General features: G+C 65.4%; 17 protein-coding genes. 1 reads left to right on the top strand and 16 read right to left on the bottom strand.

All coding sequences use genetic code 11. From position 1 onward, the window contains the following. Window positions 1–24: 24 nt before the first annotated feature. The 3 genes from ACQRCJ_RS00565 to ACQRCJ_RS00555 form a co-directional block, all read right to left on the bottom strand. Window positions 25–405 (bottom strand): GtrA family protein, encoded by a 381-nt coding sequence (locus ACQRCJ_RS00565; RefSeq protein ID WP_006003486.1) that lies wholly within the window; start codon window positions 403–405, stop codon window positions 25–27. Between the two features lie 269 nt (window positions 406–674). Further along, on the bottom strand, window positions 675–4625 hold the full coding sequence (locus ACQRCJ_RS00560; protein WP_427799170.1) for an AAA family ATPase: 3951 nt from the start codon (window positions 4623–4625) through the stop codon (window positions 675–677). Further along, window positions 4625–5896 (bottom strand): metallophosphoesterase family protein, encoded by a 1272-nt coding sequence (locus ACQRCJ_RS00555; protein ID WP_427799166.1) that lies wholly within the window; start codon window positions 5894–5896, stop codon window positions 4625–4627. Before ACQRCJ_RS00555 ends, ACQRCJ_RS00560 begins: the two co-directional genes overlap by 1 nt. Before the next feature lie 139 nt (window positions 5897–6035). On the opposite strand from ACQRCJ_RS00555, the gene ACQRCJ_RS00550 reads away from it, so the two are divergent. After that, window positions 6036–7121 carry a glycosyltransferase family protein gene (locus ACQRCJ_RS00550; RefSeq protein WP_204624989.1) on the top strand — a complete coding sequence of 362 codons (1086 nt, stop codon included), beginning with the start codon at window positions 6036–6038 and terminating at the stop codon, window positions 7119–7121. A 418-nt stretch (window positions 7122–7539) separates the two neighbouring features. On the opposite strand, the gene ACQRCJ_RS00545 is transcribed toward ACQRCJ_RS00550, so the two are convergent. The 13 genes from ACQRCJ_RS00545 to ACQRCJ_RS00485 all read right to left on the bottom strand — a co-directional run bounded on the left by ACQRCJ_RS00545 (window position 7540) and on the right by ACQRCJ_RS00485 (window position 20455). Further along, entirely contained in the window at window positions 7540–8244 is a 705-nt protein-coding gene (locus ACQRCJ_RS00545; protein ID WP_006003506.1) for an ABC transporter ATP-binding protein, read from the bottom strand. Continuing rightward, complete coding sequence (locus tag ACQRCJ_RS00540) at window positions 8237–9025, bottom strand: ABC transporter ATP-binding protein (RefSeq protein WP_006003508.1); 789 nt, start codon at window positions 9023–9025, stop codon at window positions 8237–8239. The genes ACQRCJ_RS00545 and ACQRCJ_RS00540 overlap by 8 nt, the downstream gene beginning before the upstream one ends. Next, on the bottom strand, window positions 9022–10254 hold the full coding sequence (locus tag ACQRCJ_RS00535; RefSeq protein ID WP_168935224.1) for an ABC transporter permease subunit: 1233 nt from the start codon (window positions 10252–10254) through the stop codon (window positions 9022–9024). The genes ACQRCJ_RS00540 and ACQRCJ_RS00535 overlap by 4 nt, the downstream gene beginning before the upstream one ends. A gap of 9 nt (window positions 10255–10263) precedes the next feature. Beyond that, window positions 10264–11172, bottom strand: a complete 909-nt coding sequence (locus tag ACQRCJ_RS00530) for an ABC transporter permease subunit (protein WP_168935217.1) — start codon at window positions 11170–11172, stop codon at window positions 10264–10266. A gap of 88 nt (window positions 11173–11260) precedes the next feature. After that, a complete protein-coding gene (locus tag ACQRCJ_RS00525) occupies window positions 11261–12391 on the bottom strand; it encodes a branched-chain amino acid ABC transporter substrate-binding protein (protein WP_297158967.1) in 1131 nt (376 codons plus the stop codon). Window positions 12392–12558: 167 nt separating this feature from the next. Next, a complete protein-coding gene (gene der / locus ACQRCJ_RS00520; protein ID WP_297137499.1) occupies window positions 12559–13914 on the bottom strand; it encodes a ribosome biogenesis GTPase Der in 1356 nt (451 codons plus the stop codon). A gap of 408 nt (window positions 13915–14322) precedes the next feature. After that, complete coding sequence (locus tag ACQRCJ_RS00515) at window positions 14323–15465, bottom strand: sensor histidine kinase (protein WP_303995314.1); 1143 nt, start codon at window positions 15463–15465, stop codon at window positions 14323–14325. A gap of 104 nt (window positions 15466–15569) precedes the next feature. After that, window positions 15570–16043 carry a response regulator gene (locus tag ACQRCJ_RS00510; RefSeq protein ID WP_297137495.1) on the bottom strand — a complete coding sequence of 158 codons (474 nt, stop codon included), beginning with the start codon at window positions 16041–16043 and terminating at the stop codon, window positions 15570–15572. A 41-nt stretch (window positions 16044–16084) separates the two neighbouring features. Then, entirely contained in the window at window positions 16085–16741 is a 657-nt protein-coding gene (locus tag ACQRCJ_RS00505) for a sensor histidine kinase (RefSeq protein WP_427799165.1), read from the bottom strand. Between the two features lies 1 nt (window position 16742). Further along, the gene (locus ACQRCJ_RS00500) at window positions 16743–17153 is read right to left on the bottom strand and encodes a response regulator (RefSeq protein ID WP_204624993.1); all 411 of its coding nucleotides are present in this window, start codon (window positions 17151–17153) and stop codon (window positions 16743–16745) included. A 1-nt stretch (window position 17154) separates the two neighbouring features. Next, on the bottom strand, window positions 17155–18876 hold the full coding sequence (locus ACQRCJ_RS00495) for a sensor histidine kinase (protein WP_204673840.1): 1722 nt from the start codon (window positions 18874–18876) through the stop codon (window positions 17155–17157). Window positions 18877–18919: 43 nt separating this feature from the next. Beyond that, on the bottom strand, window positions 18920–19339 hold the full coding sequence (locus ACQRCJ_RS00490) for a DUF1634 domain-containing protein (RefSeq protein WP_168935211.1): 420 nt from the start codon (window positions 19337–19339) through the stop codon (window positions 18920–18922). Between the two features lie 27 nt (window positions 19340–19366). Further along, window positions 19367–20455, bottom strand: coding sequence for a sulfite exporter TauE/SafE family protein (locus ACQRCJ_RS00485; protein WP_427799164.1), 1089 nt, complete (start codon window positions 20453–20455; stop codon window positions 19367–19369). Window positions 20456–20798 lie beyond the last annotated feature (343 nt).

The raw sequence follows: 20798 nt of genomic DNA, 5'->3' as shown, positions 1-20798 counted from the left end.
AGGCTGGGGAGCTTCCCTGCCCGGTCAGCTGAGGGCCTTGCGCTTCATGATGTAGTTCCAGATCATGACCACGCCCGTGGCCACGACCTTGGCCAGCATGTAGTGCAGGGCCAGCTTGTCCACCAGCAGCCACATGCAGACCTGATTGATGCCCAGACCGGCCAGGCTCGATCCCACGAAGACCACCTGCCGGGCAAAGCTGCGTGCCGCCTGATGGAAGACGAAGAACACGCAAAGGTAGTAATTGACGATGACGGCCACGATGAAGGCCCAGGCGGACGACCAGAGGTAATGGACGTCCAGCACGCTGGTCAGCAGGAACAGCAGGCCGTAGTCCACCAGAAAGGTCAGACCGCCCACGATGCAGAAGCGGAAAAATTCCGCGCCACGGCTGGCAAGGGACATAAAGACTCCTTTGGGATTGGGCTGCCCTGACTTAGCCTGTTCCCCGCCGGGGCGCAAGCCGGATGGGCAGGTATGCGGCAAAGGGGCGAGGGCTGACCGCGCTATGGTGCGTGCGCGACAGGGCACGGCATGTACGCCGGTAGGGCGGAGCAATATGCCGGAACGCGGAGGGGAGGGCACTCCCGTCCGCGCTGCTTCTTGCTCCGTCGTCCCCTGTAACCGGGGCGATGTTTTCTGGTCTTGCGTACGGTTTGTGAACGCCAATGTCGTCAGGGACGTAGGGGGACTTCTTCAGCTCCCTCCGGCCCGGCGGGGCGGAGCTGCCCCTTGTCCAGCAGGAAGAGGGGGGCGGAGGGCTGGACCTCCCGCAGCAGGGCCGCCGTATGGGGATGGCAGGTGAAAAAGAGGATCTGCTGCCGGGGGCCGTATCTTCCCTGGCTGAGGTCCCCCAGGATACGGGCCGTGCGCCGTGCCCGACCGGGATCGAAGTCCACCAGCACATCGTCCATGATGACCGGCAGGGGGCTGGCCTGCGCCGCGTGATCCTGGATGTAGGCCAGACGCAGGGCCAGATAAAGCTGCTCCTGGGTGCCCCGGCTCAGCTGCTCCGGGCTGACGGGCTCGCCCTGCGGCGGCATGACCCGCAGGCTGGAATCGCCCACGACGGCGCCCACGTCCTGCCAGGCACCGGCGGTGATGTCCCGGAATATGGCCGCGGCCCGGCGGATGACACGGGGCTGGCGTTCCTTCTCAAAGGCCAGTTTTGCCCGGTGGAGCAGAGCATGGGCCAGACGCAGGCGGCACCAGGCACGGGCCTGCCGTTGCAGCTCTTCCCGCTGGTCGGCTTCCTGCTGCAACAGATCGGCCAGGGTCCCGTCCTGCCGCATGGCCTCCACGCGCACGCCCAGAGCGGCGACTTCTTCCGCCAGCGCGTCCTCTTCCTGACGCAATCCTTCCAGAAGATGCTGCTGCCCTGCGCAGGCCTGTTCCTCTTCCTTCCGGGCCTCTTCCCGGAAAGAAGCCAAAAACGTTTCCAGCGGCTGCGTCCCGGCCACCAGGCGCAGGCTGTCTTCCAGCAGCAGGCGACGCTGCTCCGTCCGGTGCCGTTCTTCCAGCAGGGCGGCCGTTTGCAAAAAATCCCCGTCGTCCCGGGCTCCGCCCTGATGCAGCAGGGCCGCCAGATCGGTACGGATGTTGTCCAGATCGCTTGCCGCACGGCGGCAGGCCGTTTCCTGCTCATCCAGCAGCTGGCGCAGGCGGGCCTGCTCTGCGGCACGGTGGCGGGCGTCCTCCGCCGCCTCGCCCAGCATTTCCAGATGCCGGAGCCAGTCGGCATCCTGCGGCGGCACGGGGCGTCCCGTCTCTTCCAGCAGGGCGGCCAGCGGTGCCCGCAGGGCTTCTGTTTCGCCGTGCAGACGTTGCAGGCGCGAATCTTCCTGTTGCAGCTCTTCTTCGAGGCGCAAACAGCTCTCCATACCGTCCAGGGCCGCGTGGACGGTCCCCGGCGTCAGGTCTTCCGGCAGGCCCAGCGAATGCAGGCCGCCGGTCCAGGCGGTCCGGGCCGTCTCCAGCCGGAGGGCCGCTTCCTGCGTGCGGCAACGGCTGTCCTCCAGTACCTTGCGGCAGCGTTCCAGCAGCCCGGCACTGGTCGCGGCCTCGGCAGCGGCCTGCGAATGTCCGGCACGGGCCACTTCCGCTTCCCGGCAAAGGGCAAGGCCGCGGCGGACAGCCTCCGGCAGGCTGGGGCAGGCGGCATCGGGAGGGAGCAGGGCCAGCAGGTCGCGCAAGGCCTGTTCCGTCTGCTGCAGGGAAGAGGTCGCATGTCCGGCATCGTCCCCGGCTGCGCGCAGTGCCTCCGCCAGTGCGGCGGCGGTGGCTGCCCGCTCGAAAAGCAGCCCTGCCGCTGCCGGGGCAAAGGCCGTCGCCGTGGCTGCGGGCAGCATGGCCTGCCAGCGGTTTTCCCCGTCTTGTATGGCGGCAAGGAGTTCCTGCTCCTGCTCGGCCAGTCGGGCCAGCGTTTGCCTGACGCGCCTCAATTCCTGCCGCAGGCTGTCGTGTTCCTGCAGGAGCTGATCCAGCTGACGGCGCGCGGCCTGCTGTTTTTCCAGACAGCTTTCCAGTTCATCGGCATCCGGGATGTCGTTGTTCATGCTGCGCGGCAGGGGCAGACGGGCAAGGCGGTGCTGCTGTTCCCGCAGGCGTCCTGTGCTTTCTTCCAGCAGCTGCCGGATGCGCGCCGCTTCTTCCCGGCGATGGCGTTCCGCCTTCCCGGCATGGGGCAGGCCGCCTGCCAGCAGGGCAAGACCGCAGACCGCTGCCAGCCCGCCTGCCCAGGGCGAGGTCGCCAGCCCGGGCCAGGGGAGCAGCTCCGGGGCCCACTGTCCGGCCAGCAGAAGGACCAGACCGGGGAGCAGGAGCACGATGCCCATGCAGAGCAGGGGCAGGCTGCCGCCTGTCAGAGGACGCTCCAGCTGTTGGGCCTGTTGTGAAAGCCCTTCCTGCCGGACCGTCTCGGCGGCGATCCCGGAGCGGAGCGTACGGCAATGCCGCACGGCGGCAGCAAAACGATCCAGGGCGTCCTGCTCCAGGGCCGGATGCCGGTCGATGGCCTGGACAAGGGCCGTCTCGCGCTGTTGCAGCTTGTCCTGCTCCTGCCGTGCGTGGTCCTGCTGTTCCCGCAGGCTGCGCAAGCGCTCTGTCAGATGGTCGAGACGGGAGGCCAGCGAGAGGGCCTCGTCCTTGTGGCGGAGCAGCCGCTCCGGCCCGGCAAGGTCGTTTCCGTCCAGGCGCAGCGGCGCGCAGGCGCGTGAAAAGGCTTCCCGGGCCCGTTGCTGCCGTCGCTGCCAGCGGGGGAGGTCCCCCTGTTTTTCCTGCCAGTTTTCCAGAAGGCGTTGCAGGTGGCGTTGTTGGCCGCCGTCCAGAGGCGGCTGGCGGTCGGGCAGGGCCTCCAGACGTTGCAGGTGTGCCTGGTGGGTCTCTTCAGCCTGTGCCAGCGCGGCGGCGGCCTCGTCTTCCCGCTGGCGGGCCATCTGCAGGGCCGTCGTACAGGTCGCCAGTGTGGCGGCCTGCCGTTCCACTTCCTCCCGGCCGAAGACAGAGCGGTCCGTGGCACGGATGCGGGCGCAATCCCAGTCAGGGCCCAGACGGGAAAGTTCTTCCTGCAGACGGCGGGCGATCTGTTCCTTGCGCAGACGCGCCAGCGGCAGGTCGGTCAGGGCTTGCCGGTAGGTGGAGGTCTGTTCCGTCAGGGCGCGCAGACGGGGCAGGGCCGCTACAAGGGCCTGATCCGGGCACAGCTCCCGGAGCCGTTCGCGTGTGCGCGCGCACTGTTCCCGAAGGCCCTGCAGGGCACGCTGCCCTTCCTCCTCCCGTTCGCGCAGACGGGCCAGACGCTCGCGCCCCTGCGGCGGGAAATCCTGCGGCAGGCCGGAAAGACGCTCCAGCCGCATCCCCAGCAGATGCCACTCCCGCCACTGCTCCCAGACCGAGAGGCGCCGTTCCGTACGGCGCAGGGCGGTCTCCAGCTCCGTCTTGCGGCGGCGGAGGTCTTCGAGATCCTGCTTGCGCTGCTGCCACTGGGCGCACAGGGCGTCGTAGCTGCCGCTCCGGGCATCGGCCTGACGGATGCGGGCCCGCAGCTCCTGCCAGCAGCCTGCCTGGACGTTGAGGGGCAGCTTGCGTCCTTGCGGGCGATAAATGGCGTCGGCCTGCTGTTGCAGGGCGCGCAGCACATCGGCCGGGGAACGCAGGCCCGTGCCGAAGCTGGCCCCGTAGAGGGCGTGGCGCACGGCCTCGTCGTCCAGGCTCTCGAAGCGCTGCAATTCCCCCAGACTGAAGCCGAAAACGTTGCTGTAGACCTGACGGTCGATGCCCCGGAAGAGCTGCTCCAGCAGGCTTTCCGGCACAGGGGCCCCGTCGGGGCCGGTGAGCTGCAAACGGCCGCTGCCCGGGCCGGGGCGGCGATGCAGATGCAGCAGGCCGTGGAGGCCGCTTTCCAGCGTCAGGCTGCCCCCGGCCTGTCCGCCGCGCAGGGGCTGGCCGGCCTGACGCTCCTTGCGCCCGGAGGGATAGCCGGTGAGCATGGCCCGCAGGAAGGCCAGACAGGTGGACTTGCCGGCTTCGTTGTCGCCCAGAAAAATGTTGATGCCCGGGCCGAGGTCCTCGGCGCCCGTTTGGGCAAGGATGCCGAAGCCGTCTGCGTGGAACGAGAGCAGGCGCATCACTTCCCCTCCAGCATGTCCAGGCAGAGATAACGGGCTTCGTCCAGCAGGTCATGGAGATCCTCCCCTTCCGGCATGTCGAGCATCCCGGCGGGGCAGTGCCGGAACAGGGGCGCCAGCTCCTCCTCGGCAAAGGCGGCCAGCGCTTCGGGCTGCTGTCCGAGTCCTTCCGCCAGACGCAGGGCCTCGCCCAGCAGATCCTGGCGTTGCAGGCAGGCGGCCATATCCACAGCGGGGGCCGTCTCCACGCACAGATCCTTGATATGGACAGGCAGGGGCAGGGGAGCCTGATGCAGGCGCTCCCGCAGGTCGCGGCAGGTCTCCGGGCGGCGCAGCAGGCTGTCCAGCGGGGTGCGTCCCTGCAGGCACAGGCGCACGACCATGAGCGTGCAGGATGCGTCAGCGCTTTCCGTGACCGTAGTCAGGGCCTCCAGCAGCCTGTCCTCCACGGCGTCGAACTGTTCCACGGCGTCCAGACTGATGACCGGACGCTGCCATTGTACCGGCCCCAGCGGCAGGAACTCTTCCCGGCAGGAGAAAGCACCGTCGCAGGCCTCGGCAGTGACCAGCAGACAGCCGCGCGGGCCGCCTTCATTGATGTGGAGTCCCTGGGTATTGCCGGGATAGGCGATGAAGGGATGGCGCGCCAGGGTGCGGCGTTCGTGCACATGGCCCAGGGCCCAGGCATCCAGACCGGCGGCGCGCAGATCGTCCAGCGAGCAGGGGGCGTATCTGTCCTGCGTGGGGCTGCCTTCCACGCTGCAATGCAGCACGCCCAGCTGGAAGCAATCCGTCTCCGGCTGGCGGTGGAAGAGGAGGGCCAGGTTGCGGGCCTCCCTGATGCGGGCATGGCTGATGCCGTGGATCACGGCAAGGGGGGCCCCGTCCCGGTACAGCACATGCTGTTCGGGCTCCGGGCCGAAGATGGTCACGTTGTCGGGCCAGTCCACGGTCTTCAGCCGCGAGTCCAGCGGGTCATGGTTGCCGTGGGCCCAGAAGACCGGGATGCCGCAGGCCTGCAGGCGCACACAGCCGTCGCGCAGGGCCAGCTGGGCTTTGACGCTGTGCTCTTCCTGATTGTAGATGTCCCCGGCCAGGACGAGAAAGTCCGGCCGCAGGCGCTCGCACTGGTCGAACAGGCGTTGCAGTGCCGTGAAGGTGGCGTCGCGCAGCTGCGCTTGCAGGGCCTCTCCGGCATCGGTACGGCTCAGGCCCAGGAAGGGGGTGTCCAGATGCAGGTCGGCGGCATGGATGTATCGGAGGCTGTTCATGGCGTGTCCTTGGCGTGGGCTCCTCCGGCAGAGATATGTTTTTTCCGGCAGCAGGACAAGTTGCGCGCGTGGAGGCGTGCGCGGTTGACGCTGTCAAAGCCCGTTGGTATGACTAGCGTTTATACCACAGGGGGAAAGAATGGCGCGAATCCTTTACGGCATCCACGGGACAGGGCATGGCCATGCCATGCGCGGGCTGACCATCGCCCGCCGTCTGGGCGCACACGAATTTCTGTTCGTGGCCAATGACGACGCCCCCAAGATACTGGAGCCCGAATTCCGGGTGCACCGCATCCCCAATCTGGGCACGGTGTTCCGCAACTATCAGGTGGATGTGGGCGCCACGGTGCGCAAGGCCATCCCGTTGCTCTGGCACCGTCAGCGCTATGTGGATGAAGTGCTGCGCCTTATCGACCAGTTCAAGCCCGACGTCTGCATGACGGACCTGGAATATTTCGTGCCGCGTGCGGCCGAGAAGGCCGGGCTGCACTGCCTGACCCTCGACCATCAGCACGTCATCACCTGCTGTCGCCACGGCTGGCTGCCGCCGCGCATGTGGTGGGATCACCTGCTGCAGGGCATCACGCCCCGCTATCTGTTCCGGCCCACGGAGCAGAACCTGCTGGTCTCCTTCTATGCGCCGCCGGTGCAGCCCCGCTACCACGCCCGCGTGGTACCCCCCATCCTGCGTGAAAGCGTGCTGCGCCTCAATCCCCGCGACGACGGCCATGTGGTGGTCTACCAGAGCAATTCCACGCACCGCAAGCTGGTGGACTTTTTGCTCCAGGCCACGGACCGCCCCTGCTATGTCTTCGGCTATGACCGGACGGAAGGCCGCGAGGGCAACGTCATCTTCATGAAGAAGAGCGAAGAGGGCTTTCTCAAGCTGCTGGAAGGCTGTTCCTACGTCATCCAGGGCGGCGGCCATACCCTGATGACCGAGGCCCTGCACCTGGGCAAGCCCATCCTGAGCCTGCCGCTCAAGGCCATGGTGGAACAGTGTTTCAACGCCCTGTACCTCGAACGTCTGAACTACGGCATGCAGGCCGACATGATGACCCTGGAGCCCGCCTTGCTGCGCCGCTTCGAGGAACGCCTGCCCGAGTTCCGGGCCTCCATCGCGCGCGGGCATTTCTGCGGCAACGATCTGGTCTTCGGCCTGGTGGATACCTTCATCCGCACCGGTACCCTGCCGGTATCGGGCACGCCGAAGGTGGTGGAGTAGGAGAAAAAGCTCGCATACGGCAGGGATTCCATCCCTGTTTCCATGATGGCAAAACGCCTCTTCCGTCTCATGCGGGAGAGGCGTTTCTGCGTGGGGCGCTCCACGCGCAGGGGGGCTCTTTGTCATTCTCTTTGTCCATATGTTCGCTCGGCCATCCCCACGGGAGTGGGGAATACTGCCTTCTCCGGCAAGCTCATCGGCGCGTCCTCGGTCCATCCCCACGCATGTGGGGAATACTCTTCGACGAGATGCAAAAGATAACAAGCTGTCAGAGGGACGGCTGCATACTGCCGAACCAGGCCATGCTCGCTGCGATCCCTGCGCCACGAGCATCAAAAAAGGGAAGGAGCTTTCGCGCAAGGCGGCTCCTTCCCTTCCAACGATACCGCCCGGCAGGGCAGTTAGGATCCATTGATTTTTACATGCCCAGATAGGCGGAACGCACGTCCTCGCTCTTGAGCAGGTTCTCGGCGCTGTCGCTGGTGACGATACGGCCGTTCTCCATCACATAGCCGCGGTGGGCGATGCGCAGGGCCTGGTTGGCGTTCTGTTCCACCAGGAAGACCGTGGTGCCGTTGGCGTTGACGCGCTGGATGATCTGGAAGATCTGCTGGATGATGATGGGTGCGAGGCCCAGCGAGGGCTCGTCCAGCAGGAGCAGCTTGGGCCGGGCCATAAGGGCGCGGCTGATGGCCAGCATCTGCTGTTCGCCACCGGACAGGGTGCCGCCGGTCTGCTTGCGGCGCTGGGCCAGGATGGGGAAGAGGTCGAACACGTAGTCCATGTCTTCCTTGATGCCCTGCACGTCGTTGCGCAGGAAAGCGCCCAGGTCGAGGTTCTCGCGCACGCTCAGGTCGGGGAAGATGAGGCGGCCTTCGGGCACCTGCGAGATGCCCAGGCGGACGATCTCGTGCGGGGGCAGCTCGTGGATGGGCTCGCCGTTCCAGAGGATCTCGCCCTTGCGCGGCCGGTTGATGCCGCAGATGGTCATGAGCGTGGTGGACTTGCCGGCGCCGTTGGCACCGATGAGGGTCACGATCTCGCCGTCATCCACGCGCAGGGAAACGTCGCGCAGGGCCTGGATGTTGCCGTAGTAGGTATCAATGCCCTTGACTTCAAGCATCTTCGCTTTCTCCCAGATAGGCCTGAATGACGCGCGGGTTGCTGCGCACTTCCGCGGGAGTGCCGGCAGCGATGCGCGAACCGTATTCCATGACATAGATGCGGTCGGACAGGGACATGACCATGCCCATGTCGTGCTCGATGAGCAGGATGGAAAGATCCCGGTCCGCGCGGATCTGGAGCACCAGATCCTTGAGCTCGTTGGTCTCCTGCGGGTTCATGCCGGCGGCGGGTTCGTCCAGCAGCAGCATGCGGGGCTCGGTGGCCAGGGCGCGGGCGATCTCCAGACGGCGCTGGGCACCGTAGGCCAGGTTGCAGGCCTTTTCGTTCCACAGATCCTGCAGGTGCACGGTCTCCAGCAGGCTGTAGGAGATGTCGATGGATTCCTGCTCTTCGCGACGGGTGGCGGGGTTGCGGGTCAGCGCGCCCCAGATGCCGGCCTTGGTGCGGCAGTGGCGGCCGATCATCACGTTCTCCAGCACGGTCATGTCGCTGAACAGACGGATGTTCTGGAAGGTGCGGGCCATGCCCAGCGCCGTGATGAGGTGGGGCTTGCGCCCGTTGAGCAGATGCTTCTCGCCGTTGGCGCCGTACAGGTGCACGGTGCCTTCCGTGGGCTTGTAGATGCCGGTGACGCAGTTGAAGAAGGTGGTCTTGCCGGCGCCGTTGGGGCCGATGAGGGCCACGATCTCGCCTTCGTTGACGGTCAGGTCCAGCTCGTTGAGGGCGCGCAGACCGCCGAAGTCACGCGTCAGGCCCTTGACTTCAAGGACGGGTTTCATGCGCGTTCTCCTTTGTTGCCGCCCTGCAGGGCGGTGATGCGGTAGCGGCGGCGCTCACCGGTGACGAGGCCCTGGGGCCGGAAGATCATCATGATGACCATGATGGCGCCGAAGATCAGCATGCGGTACTCGGAGAAGGCACGCAGGTATTCGGGAGCCAGGATGAGGATGGTGGCGGCGATGACCACACCCACGATGGAGCCCATGCCGCCCAGCACCACCATGGAGAGGATCATGGCCGATTCCATGAAGGTGAAGCTGGCGGGGTTGATGAAGGTGGTCTTGGCCGCAAAGATGACGCCGGCGAAACCGGCCCAGCAGGAGCTCAGGGCAAAGGCCGAGAGCTTGACGCGGGCCAGGTCGATGCCCATGGCCTCACAGGCGATCTCGTCTTCACGCAGGGCCTGCAGGGCAAGGCCCACACGGGAGTTCTTGAGGCGGCTGATGACGATGATGGTCAGGATCACGGCCAGCAGCACCAGATAGTAGATGAAGATGGTGTTGGCGGCGATCTCCAGCTCCTGGCCGAAGAAGGAGGGACCGGGGATGTTCTTGATGCCGCCGGAACCGCCGGTGAGGCTGGTCCAGTTGAGCAGCACCAGGCGCACGATCTCGCCGAAGCCCAGGGTCACGATGGCCAGATAGTCACCGCGCAGGCGCAGCACGGGGAAGCCCAGGGCCAGGCCGAAAACGATGGCCATGAAGCCGCCCACGGGCAGACAGGCCCAGAAGCCCAGGCCGAACGCCTGGTTGAGCAGGGCGTAGGAATAGGCGCCCACGGCGTAGAAGGCCACATAGCCCAGCACCAGCTGGCCGGCGATGCCCACGGCGATGTTCAGGCCCAGGGCCAGGATGACGTAGAGCATGGCCGAGATCATGATGTTGGTCTGGTAGAAGGAGCTCACCAGAGGCATGACGATCATGACGGCCAGCAGCAGGCCGAGGCTGGTCAGACGGGTGGTGGTATTGCGGTTGGGCAGGGTGACCAGGCTGTGCAGGCCCTTGCCCAGGCCTTCGGGCAGGCGGATCAGCGGGATGCCGCGGGCCTTGCGGCTGAAACACCAGTTCCAGAGCATGGAAAGGAAGAAGATGGCCACGCCCAGCAGGATGACCCTGTCGAACTGCCATTCCACGGTCTGGTCAACGCTGTTGAGCTTGATGCCCATGACCGGGAAGGTCAGGAGCATGAACCAACAGGCAGCCAAAAGGGCTTTTGTAAGATATTGCATCATGATTGGCTACACCTTCTGCACTTTCGCTTTGCCGAGGATGCCGTCGGGACGGAAGATGAGGATGAGGATGAGCAGGGCAAAGGCCAGGGCATCCTCATAGTTGCCCGACAGGTAGCCGGTGGTCATGCTCTCGGCGATACCCAGCACAAGGCCGCCCACCATGGCACCGGGGATGGAACCGATGCCGCCGAGCACCGCGGCCGTGAAGGCCTTAAGGCCGGCCAGGAAGCCGATGCCGAAGTTGACCTGTCCCATGTGGGAGGCGATGAGCACGCCGCCCAGGGCCGCCAGGGCCGAGCCGACGATGAAGGTGAGCGAGATGATGCGGTCGGCATTGATGCCCAGCAGCAGGGCCATCTTGCGGTTTTGCGCGGTGGCGCGCATGGCCTTGCCCATGCGGGTATAGCGGATGAACAGGCTCAGGGAGACCATGGCCAGCGTGCTGGTGACAAGGATCAGGAAATCACTGGGGCCCATGATGTTGCCCAGGTAATCCAGAAACTCCATCTCCGGCAGCAGGCGGGGGAAGGGGACATAGTCAGAGGTCTGCGCCAGCAGCACATAGTTCTGTAGGAAGATGGACATGCCGATGGCCGAAATGAGGGGCGACAGACGCGGGGCGCCGCGCAGGGGTTTGTAGGCCACCTTTTCCAGAGTATAGCCGTAGGCCGCGCTCCAGACCACGGCCGCGAGGGCCGCAACGATGAGGATGCCTCCGGCGGGGAAACCGACGATGCCCAGCACACCGGCTACCAGCAGGGCCGTGAAGGCGCCCAGCATGTAGATTTCGCCGTGTGCGAAGTTGATCAGTTCGATGATGCCGTACACCAGCGTATAGCCCAGGGCGATGAGGGCATAGATGCTGCCGCGTGTGAGGCCGCCGAAGAAAAGTTCGATAAAGTACTGGAAGTCCATGCCGTTACAGGGGCTGCGGTTTACCCGGGCGCAGCGGGCAAGAGGGCGCGGAGGCCATGCCTCCGCGCCCGTGCGCCATAGTATCCTATTAATGCAGAGTGACGCTGTGGTCGCTTTCGACGAACTTGCCGTCCTTCACCACATAGACGGACAGGCCCAGACCGGTGGCGTCACCGGCCTTGTTGAAGGACATTTTGCCCAGAGGGGTGTCCACTTCGGTGCTCTTCAGAGCGGCCATGATCTTGTCGGTCTCGGTGCTACCGGCCACTTCGATGGCCTTGATGAGGGCCTGGGTGGCGGCATAGGCGTTGTAGTAACCGAAGCCGGGCTCGCTGCCGAACTGCTTGACGTGGGCTTCGCGGGCGTGCTTGTACATGGCCAGGGTACTGGTATCCTTGGGATAGGAGGCCATGACGCCTTCGCTGTCCTTGCCGGTCATCTTGAGGAAGGTCTCGTCCTTCACGCCGTCAGGACCGATGAGGGGGGTCTTGACGCGGTCGCGGCGCATCTGCTGCACCAGCTTGGAGGCGGTGTTCTGGTAGCCGCCGAAGATCAGGACGTCGGCCTTGGCGCGACGCAGCTTGCGCACCACGGCGGAGAAGTCCACGGCGTCGGGGGTCACGGCTTCGAACAGGACGGTCTCGACGCCGGCCTTTTCGAGGATGCCGCGGTTCTGCTGGGCAAAGCCCTTGCCGTATTCGCCGTTGTCATGCAGGTAGGCGACCTTCTTGGCCTTCAGCACTTCGATGATGTAGCTGCTGGTCAGCTGGGCCTGGGCATTGTCGTTGGCCACGGTGCGCAGGAACAGGGGGTGCTTGCCTTCCAGGGTCAGGGCAGGCGTGGTGGCCGTGGGGGAGATGCTGATGATGTTGGCGCTTTCATACATGGGCAGGGAGGCGTTGGTGGCGCCGGAGCAGATGGGGCCCATGATGGCCACGACCTTGTCGGAGATCAGCTTGGTCGCGGCGTTGGTGGCCAGTTCGGGCTTACACTGGTCGTCCTGGGACACCAGTTCGATCTTCTTGCCCAGCACGCCGCCCTTGGCGTTGGCTTCTTCAATGACGATCTTGGCGGCATTGAGGCTGGGGACGCCGTACGAGGCCAGGTCGCCGGAATGGGCGCCCTGCACGCCGATTTTGATGGTGTCGGCGGCCATGGCAGGAGCCGCAACGGCAACGCTGCACAGCGCGGCCATGAGCCAGGTCATGCACTTTTTCATTTTCTCCCTCCTTGAGAGACTCCATGCACTGCCGGGCGTCGCACAACAGCAAAGCGACGTCTACCTTGCGGCAGTATAAGCCCTTTCTATTGCATCTTTATCTGATTCCTGTCAATGCGGTTTGCCGGATGGACACACAAATCCATCTCCCCCGCACGGCCACATATCTACTGTGATTTCTTGTGGCTGGAACGCAGGTGCAGGCGCATGGGCGCATGCGTGATGCCGAAGATGCGGCGCAGGGCGCGTTCCAGATAGCGGGCATAGCTTTCCGGCACGCGGTCGGCGTCACTGACGAAAAAGACGAAGGTCGGCGGCTGGGACTCGGCCTGGGTCAGATAGAAGAACTTGGCGCGCACGCGCTTGACCACCGGGGGCTGGTGGCGGGTCAGCACTTCTTCCATGGCCCGGTTGAGCTGGCCGGTGGGCACGCGGATGGCGCATTCCTCATGGATCTTGCGGGCCATGGGCAGGATCTTGTTCAGGCCCGTGCCCTTGAGGGCCGAGACCGTGAGGATGGGCACATGCTTGCAGAAGGCCAGCATCTCGCTCACGTTCTGCAGCAGCTGCTTGAGCTGACCGGCGGGCACCAGGTCGCACTTGTTGACCAGCACCATGAAGGGGATCTTGCGGGTATCCAGCAGATCCATGAGGCGCTTGTCCTGCTGGCTCACGCCTTCGGTGGCGTCCAGGGTCAGCAGGGTCACGTCGGCCTTGGTGGTGGACTTGAGGGCCGCGTTGACGGAGTACTTTTCCACGATGTCCGTGATCTTGGTACGGCGGCGCACCCCGGCGGTATCCACAAAGACGTAATCCTGGCCGTCGCGCTCGAAGCGCACGTCCACGCTGTCGCGGGTGGTGCCGGCCACGTCGGAGACGATCATGCGTTCCTCACCGGCCAGGGCGTTGATCATGGAGGACTTGCCCGCATTGGGGCGGCCCAGCATGGCCAGGCGCAGGGCCGGGGGCTCGTGTTCGGCCTCGTAATCATCGGGCAGCAGGTCGGCCAGTTCTTCGGTAAGGGCGCGGATGTTGTGCCCGTGCTCGGCCGAGACCGGCAGCAGGGGGAAGCCCAGGCTGTGGAACTCGGCCAGCAGCTCGTCTTCCTTCTCCAGGCCGTCCACCTTGTTGACCACGCAAAGGGTGGGCAGGCCCATGCGGCGGATGTGGGCCGCCAGATATTCGTCCAGGGGCAGCAGGCCGTCACGGCCGTCCACCACGAAGGCCACGGCACAGGCGTCCTTCATGGCCGCCTCGGCCTGGCGCAGGATGTCGGACTCGAAGCCGCGGATGCCTTCGGGGCCTGCGGTGACCATGGCATGGGCATCCAGGGTGATGCCGCCGGTATCCACGATGCCGAAATCAGGATGGCCCTTGCGGCGGACCACACCTTCCATGCGGTCGCGGGTCACGCCGGGACGGTCATGGGTGATGGCGCGGTTGCTGCGGATCAGGCGGTTGAACAGAGTGGACTTGCCCACGTTGGGGCGTCCCACCAGAACGATGCAGGGTAATGAGGACATGGGTCTCCCTTCGGCCATGACGGGCCGTTGTTGCGAAAATGGGGCCGCACGGGGCGGCGGGCATGGCGCACGGAGAAACGGGATGGAAAAAAGGCCCCTCAAAGCGGGGTGAGCGCCACACGCTGCGCTTGTGTAGCATCCTTGAGGCCGTTTGAAAAGAAAAAAATGCCCCGCGGGCGCATTTGCCGGAATCGACCGGATGCGGGCAGACAACACAGCGGGATGACAGGCGTTTTTTCAGGATGCCGTCAGGGCGGCAGAAAGCCGTGCCGGGCAGTCGTAAAAAAACAGTCCCTGCCGGTCCGAAGGGCCTGCAGGGACTGTGTGGGTGTGGCTGATCGCTGGGGCCGCCGGAGCGGCCATGGCCCGGAGAGGGGGCCTTGGGGAAAAATGCGGTGCGGGAGGCACTCACTCGTTGCCCTCGCTCCGGCTCTCGCTGACGGGCAGGGGCAGCAGCAGGCGGAACAGGGCCCCGCCTTCGGGGCGGTTGGCCGCCGTGATCTGGCCGCCCCGACCGTGGACAAGGCCCGTGGCCACGGAAAGGCCCAGGCCCGCAGCCCGGCCCGCCTGACGGTGGGTGGTGAAGAAGGGCTCGAAAATATGGGGCATGATGTCGTCAGCGATGCCGGTACCGCTGTCGGCCACCGAAAGTTCGTACCAGGTGGTGCCGTCGTCATCGGCGGGCAGCAGCCGGGCGCCGATGTCCAGCGTGCCGCCCTCGGGCATGGCGTCCAGGGCGTTCTCCACCAGATGCAGGCAGATCTGTTCCAGCTCCAGCGCGGAGCCCAGGGGACGGGGCGCGTCCTCGCCCCATTCCGGCGGGAAGTGCAGCCGGCAGGTCACCTTGAGGCTGTCCATGCGGCCTTGCAGCAGGGTCAGGACACGGGAGACCACGGCCTGCACGTCCATGGGCGCGCTGCGGGGGTCCAGGCCCACACCGGCCATGAGCAGCTTGCGGGTGATCTCGCGCACGCGCATGCTCTGGGTCACGATGGCCTTGAGGGACTCGCGCAGGTCCTCGATGTCGGGCAGGGCCTCGGCCTCGGGGCTGTCCAGACTGTCGCCCATGAGGCCCGCGGCCTGGACGATGATGTTCAGGGGGTTGTTGACTTCGTGGGCCACGCCTTCGGCGATGCGGCCCAGACTGCGCAGGCGGGCCTCTTCGGCCAGACGCCGGGCCTGGCGCCGGGATTCGGCCCGCTCCCGGGCCTTGCGGCATTCTTCCAGCACCGCATCCAGCGAGACGGGCTTGGCAAGCCAGTTGAGCGCGCCGCGCCGCATGGCCTTGACCGCCTGGCTCATCTCCGTGGCGCCGGAGAGCATGACCACATCGGGACGCGGTTCATGTTCCTGCAGGAGCTTGAGCAGGGAGACGCCGTCCATGCCCGGCAGGCAGACATCCAGAAAGACCAGATCCCATTCCTGCCGGGAGAGCATGCCCAGGGCCGTTTCCGCATCGCCGGCCACGGCAGCCTCGATACCGCGCAGCTCCAGGCGCTGTGCCAGCGGTTCGGCAAAGGCCTGTTCGTCGTCGACGATGAGTACACGCATGACGTCTTTCCCCCTTGCGACAATGCGTCAACATGATGCACGCCCGGAGCGTGCGGGATCTTTCCTGTCCGGCGGTACTGCCGCCGGACAGGGGCAATGGCGGCCTAAAGCTTGTGCTCGGCCAGGAGGTCTTTTTCGTTGAGGACATCCTGGGCGGCGTCGAAATCACCGCCTTCGGCCAGGCTGACAGCCACCATGGCGTTCTCCACCTTGTCGCGGTAGGCCATGCGGATGCTGTTCAGCAGCTCGTCGATGTCCATGGGTTTCTTGAGGAAGTTGTAGGCGCCCATGCGGTAGGCCGTCTGTTCTTCGGCATCACCGCCGTGACCGGTCAGGATGATGACCTGCACCTGGGGGTTGCTCTTCTTGACGCTGCGCAGCACTTCGAAACCGTCCATGCCGGGCATGCGCAGGTCCAGGACGATGACGTCGGTGGGCTCTTCAACGGCTTTGAGGGCCTGCGGGCCGTCATAGGCCACGCGCGCTGAAAAACCGCGCATGGCAAGGCGCTCGGCAAGCGTGTCCACAAACTGTTTTTCGTCGTCTACCAGCAGAATCTTGATATCTTCCTTGCTCATGCCATTCTCCTTCACCCGGTGATGCCGGGAAAAATGTCGTTCTAGTCTTCACTCCCGCAGGCGGAAATGGAGAGGAAAAAGCGCTGTGCCGGATCGCGCCAGGGCATCAGCAGGGCCTGCCAGCCGGGCCGGGGCCGGGCGTTGAGCAGGGGGCTGCCCGTCAGGGCCGCCAGGGCCATGTCGCGATTGGCGCCGTCGCAAACTTCGATGATGATGCCTTCCACCTTGTTCTGGCGACCGGCGGAAAAGCGGAGCTTCACCTGCCCGCCCACGGAGGCGCACAGGTCGAAGATGTCCAGCAGGGCACGCAGCACCGCCAGGGCGGGCACGGCGGACCATACGGGTTCTTCGCTGTCGGCAGATTCCAGCACCATCTGCACGGCGCGGGCCCGGCGGGCCGCCATGAGGCAGAAGGTGCCGGCCACACGCGCCAGGTCGCAGGGCGCGTTCTCGTTCTCGCTATGGCTGACCTGGGCCAGGTACTCCATGCACTCGGCCAGGGCCGCGCCCCGCAGGATCTGCTGCTGGGCTTCCTTCAGGGCCTTGATGACGCGCAGGTCGGCGGGCTTGTCGGCCCCGGCGGCCAGCTGCACCATGTCCTGCGCCAGTCCGGCGGATTCGCGGATCACGGCCAGCACGTTGCGCATGTCGTGCGTGGCCGAGGCCAGCAGACGTCCCATGCATTGCGAATCGGTCATGCTACGCCCCCCTGGCCTTGTCGCTGCCGGTGCCGCCGGAACGGGCCGCGGCTTCCAGCGTTTCCAGGAACATGCCCAGGCTCAGCGGCTTGGTCAGGCAGGCGAAGGCACTGGCCACGGGGCTGTCGCCGGAATCGTCCACGGAGTCATGCCCCGTGAGCACGATGACCGGCAGGCCGGGGTACTTCTGGCGCACCTGCTGGAGGACGGCGTCCCCGGTCATGCCGGGCATGAGCAGATCCACCACCATCACGTCGGGCAGGGCCTCCGCGGCCGCCATCTCGTCCAGGGTGGTCAGGGCCGCCTTGCCGTCCAGGGCCACCCGTACTTCGATACCGCGCAGATCCAGGCGCTCGGCCAGGGTCTCCACGAATTCCTTCTCGTCATCGGCCAACAATACACGCAGTGCCATCTCAAGCCTCCACAGGACGTTCCGGCGGTGTAAGCGGCAGCGTGATGCTGACCGTCGTGCCCTTGCCTTCGGTGCTGTCCACGGTGATCTCGCCGCCGAGACGGCGCACGATACCGTAGGTGATAAACATGCCCAGACCGTTGCCCTTCTCCTTCTTGGTGGAATAGAAGGGCTCGAAGATGTGCTTGATCACTTCCGGGCTCATCCCCTTGCCGTTGTCGGTGACGCGCACCAGCAGCCCGCCGTCGGCCATCCGGCTGCAGGCGATGTCCACCTTGCCGCCGTCAGGCACCGCATCCAGGGCATTGCCCATGATGTTGAGGAAGACCTGCTGCAGCTGGCCGCGGTCGGACACGATGTCCGGCAGGCCTTCGGCAAAGTCCGTGCCGATGGTCACGCCGCGGTTCTTGGCGCCGCGTTCCAGAAAGCCCATGGTCTCGGTCAGCACTTCGGGCACGCTCAGTTCCTGGCGGTTGGCCTCCATGCGCCGGGCAAAGCCCAGCAGACGGTGGGTGATGCCGCGGGCACGTTCCACGGTGCTCTCGATGGCCTCCAGCAGGCTGATGAGCCTGTCCTTGCGCTCGAAGTTGCCGCTCATGTGCAACAGGTCGAGACCAAGGCCCGCCTTTTCGTTGATGACGGCCAGGGGGTTGTTGACCTCGTGGGCCACCCCGGCTGCCAGCCGGCCGATGGAGGAGAGCTTCTGGTTGTGTTCCATCTGGGCGAAGACCGCCACGCGGCGTTCGTCGCTGGCCTGCAGGCGTCCCACCAGATGCTTCATCAGCAGGTGCGAGACCAGCACGATGATGGCGATGCCGCCGCAGAAGACCAGCAGCAGCTCGCTGCGCAGGGCCGTCCAGGGTTTGTAGATGTCCAGGGTGGGCTTGACGGCCAGGAGCATGAAGTCCGTGCCCGCCAGGCTGGTATAGGCCACCATGAGATCCTGGCCGCTGTCGTCCTTCCAGGGCCGCACCGTGGTCTCGAAGGACTGGGGCGGCAGGGTCAGGGGCAGCTTGTCCAGCACCTTGCCGTAGAAACGGGAGTTGGTCTGGAGCACGCCCCGGCTGTCACAGAGGAAGGCGTCGGTATCCTGCATCAGGCCCACGGCCGCCACCAGGCGTTCCAGCCGGGAGGTGTCGATGGTCACGCGCAGGGTCCATTCCCGGCCGCTCTCTTCCATGCGGTGCACGGCGATGACCATGTGCGGGAAGCCGCGCAGCCCCAGGAAGACGTCGCTGATGTAGCGGCCCTTGACCTGGGCCTCGCTGAGCCAGGGCTGTCCGGCGTAGTCGGCGTCCTTGAGCTTGTAGGGGCCCACATAGGCCACCTGCCGCCCGTTCACATCCACCAGGCCCATGTCCACGAAGCCCTGGAACTCGCTCTTGAGCGCCAGGAAGACACGGTTGAGGGTCTGCTCGTTGGTCAGGTCGTCAAAGCTGTAGGCATGGGCGATCAGACTGACGGTGGAGGCCCGCTCGCCGAGGAAAAGCTCCATCGAGGCCTGCGATTTGCGCACCATGGCGTAGAGCGGGTTCTCCATCTCCCGTTCCAGGGTGCTCATGTACTGGGCGTGGTTGATACCGGTGAGGATCAGCAGCGGCGTCACCGACACCGTGACCATCAGGATGGTCATGATGCGCCGCAGTGAGCGGTAACGCGCTGGTGATACGGCGTCCGGCACTTCCAGCAGATGCCCGAAATACGCTTTGATTGCAGAAAACATGCGACCTCCCGCGCAGGAACGGCGCGGCCTGTGCTCCGTCGGCCTAATGCCCGCCGCCCACCAGGATGCCGGAGGCGGCCAGCACCAGCACCAGCACTTCGAGGATGGCGATGACGCACAGCAGCCACTGCTTGCGACGCGCCAGGGAAAGCGCCAGCTGGGCGAAGCAGACGATGGTCAGGCCCGCCAGGATGATGATGCCCACAAAGTTGCAGATGTCGCCCTTGCCGATGAGGGCCAGCCAGCCCCAGCCCTGCGGGATGCTGCCGGCGGCACGGTAATCGGCGGCGCTGCCGGTCCACAGGCGCGGCAGGTCGTCCAGGGGGATCTGCGGGGTGAGGATGCCCGTCACGTACAGGACGTAGGTGATGAGCATGATCACGAAACCGATGAGGGAACCATAGAACAGAGTATCGGCATAGCGCAATTGCGCGGGCGAAGCCTGGATGTCATTCTTGTTCATTTTTCTGTCTCCTTCATGCCCGGCAGCTTACCAGCCCAGGCCCTTCAGCAGCGCCTTGGCGCCAGAGAAAAACAGCACGGCGATGACCATGATACGGATGAACTTGGGCTTGGCCTTGGCCAGCAGGCGCACACCCACCACGGAACCGAGCATCAGGCCCACGATGGACGGGATGGCCATCAGCGGGATCACGCAGCCTTGGTTCAGGTAGACCCAGGCGGCGGAAGTATCGGTGATGGAGAGCAGGAACTTGGAGGTACCCACGCTGACCTTCAGCGGCACGCCCATGAGCAGGTTGAGCACGGGCACGTTGGCCCAGCCGGCGCCCAGGCCGAACATACCGGCCATGATGCCGATGACGATGAACAGCAGCAGACCGGCCAGAGTGCGGTGGGTCTTCCAGTCCATCACTTCACCGGTGCTGGGCTCGAGGAACACACCGTTCATGCCCAGGGCCAGGCCCACGGCGTCCTGCTTGTTGACCACGGGACGCACGGAGTTCTTGGAGAAGAAGAGCAGCACGGCGATGCCCAGGATGGTCACGCCAAGGCAGGTCTGGATGATGTCGGTGGGCAGGGCCAGGCCCAGCATGGCGCCCACGATGGAGCAGGCCGAGGCGATGAGGGCCACGGGCAGGGCCAGACGCAGGTTGGCGAAGTTACGCCGCAGCAGACCGGGACCGGCAGCCAGGGCACCGGCCAGGGCCACCAGCAGGCCCGCGCCGCGGACGAAGTCCAGATGGAAGGGGAAGAAGCCCGAGACCAGCGGCACGAAGAGCACGCCGCCGCCCACACCGGCCATAACGGCGATGATGCCGAGGATGAAGCAGAAGAAAAGCAGCGCCACAGGCCAGAACCACCACGGATGGTCATCCACGACCTGGGCGGTCTGCACGTCGCCCGTGGTGGCGGCCACCGGCGAAGGCGTCACGGCCGTATCCTGGGCATCGGCCACGGTGACGACGTTCGTCTGGGCGGCAGGAGCCGTAGCGACGGCATCGGCCGCCATGCTGATGGCCGGACAGGCCAGGACGAAGGTCAGGAAAAACAGAACGAGCCACTGCCCGGCAGTGGCTTTGACGGCACGGGCCGTCGTTGCAAGTGCGTTGCGCGCCATGTGATCCCCCTTTACTGTCTGGTGGGGCGGTGCCCCACATGCATTCCTTTTGATGGCCTTACCCTACGCGTACGGCGGGGCGGCCGGTATCAGGAGAATCCTGAAATTGGCTCCATCAGCGGCCTGCGGCCGGAAGATGCGGTACAGGTGACTGCTTTTATTCGTTATTTTCTTCACAAAAAACAGCTGCCACACCTGCATGCGGACAGGAATGGCTCTCAGGAGGAAGAGCCTACATGGGGAAATCTCCCCATAGCGGCGGGGAAAGCCGCTTTTTTCCTGATGCCTGCTCGGGCATCCCGGAGAGGAGCACGGAGCGCAGGCGACGCGGGCCTGAAGGACA

It is taken from the genome of Desulfovibrio sp. SGI.102, from assembly GCF_050314315.1.
In the GTDB taxonomy this organism is placed as follows: domain Bacteria; phylum Desulfobacterota; class Desulfovibrionia; order Desulfovibrionales; family Desulfovibrionaceae; genus Desulfovibrio.
Note: the sequence above shows the minus strand (reverse complement) of the source record. Positions and strands in the feature narration are given on the sequence as shown.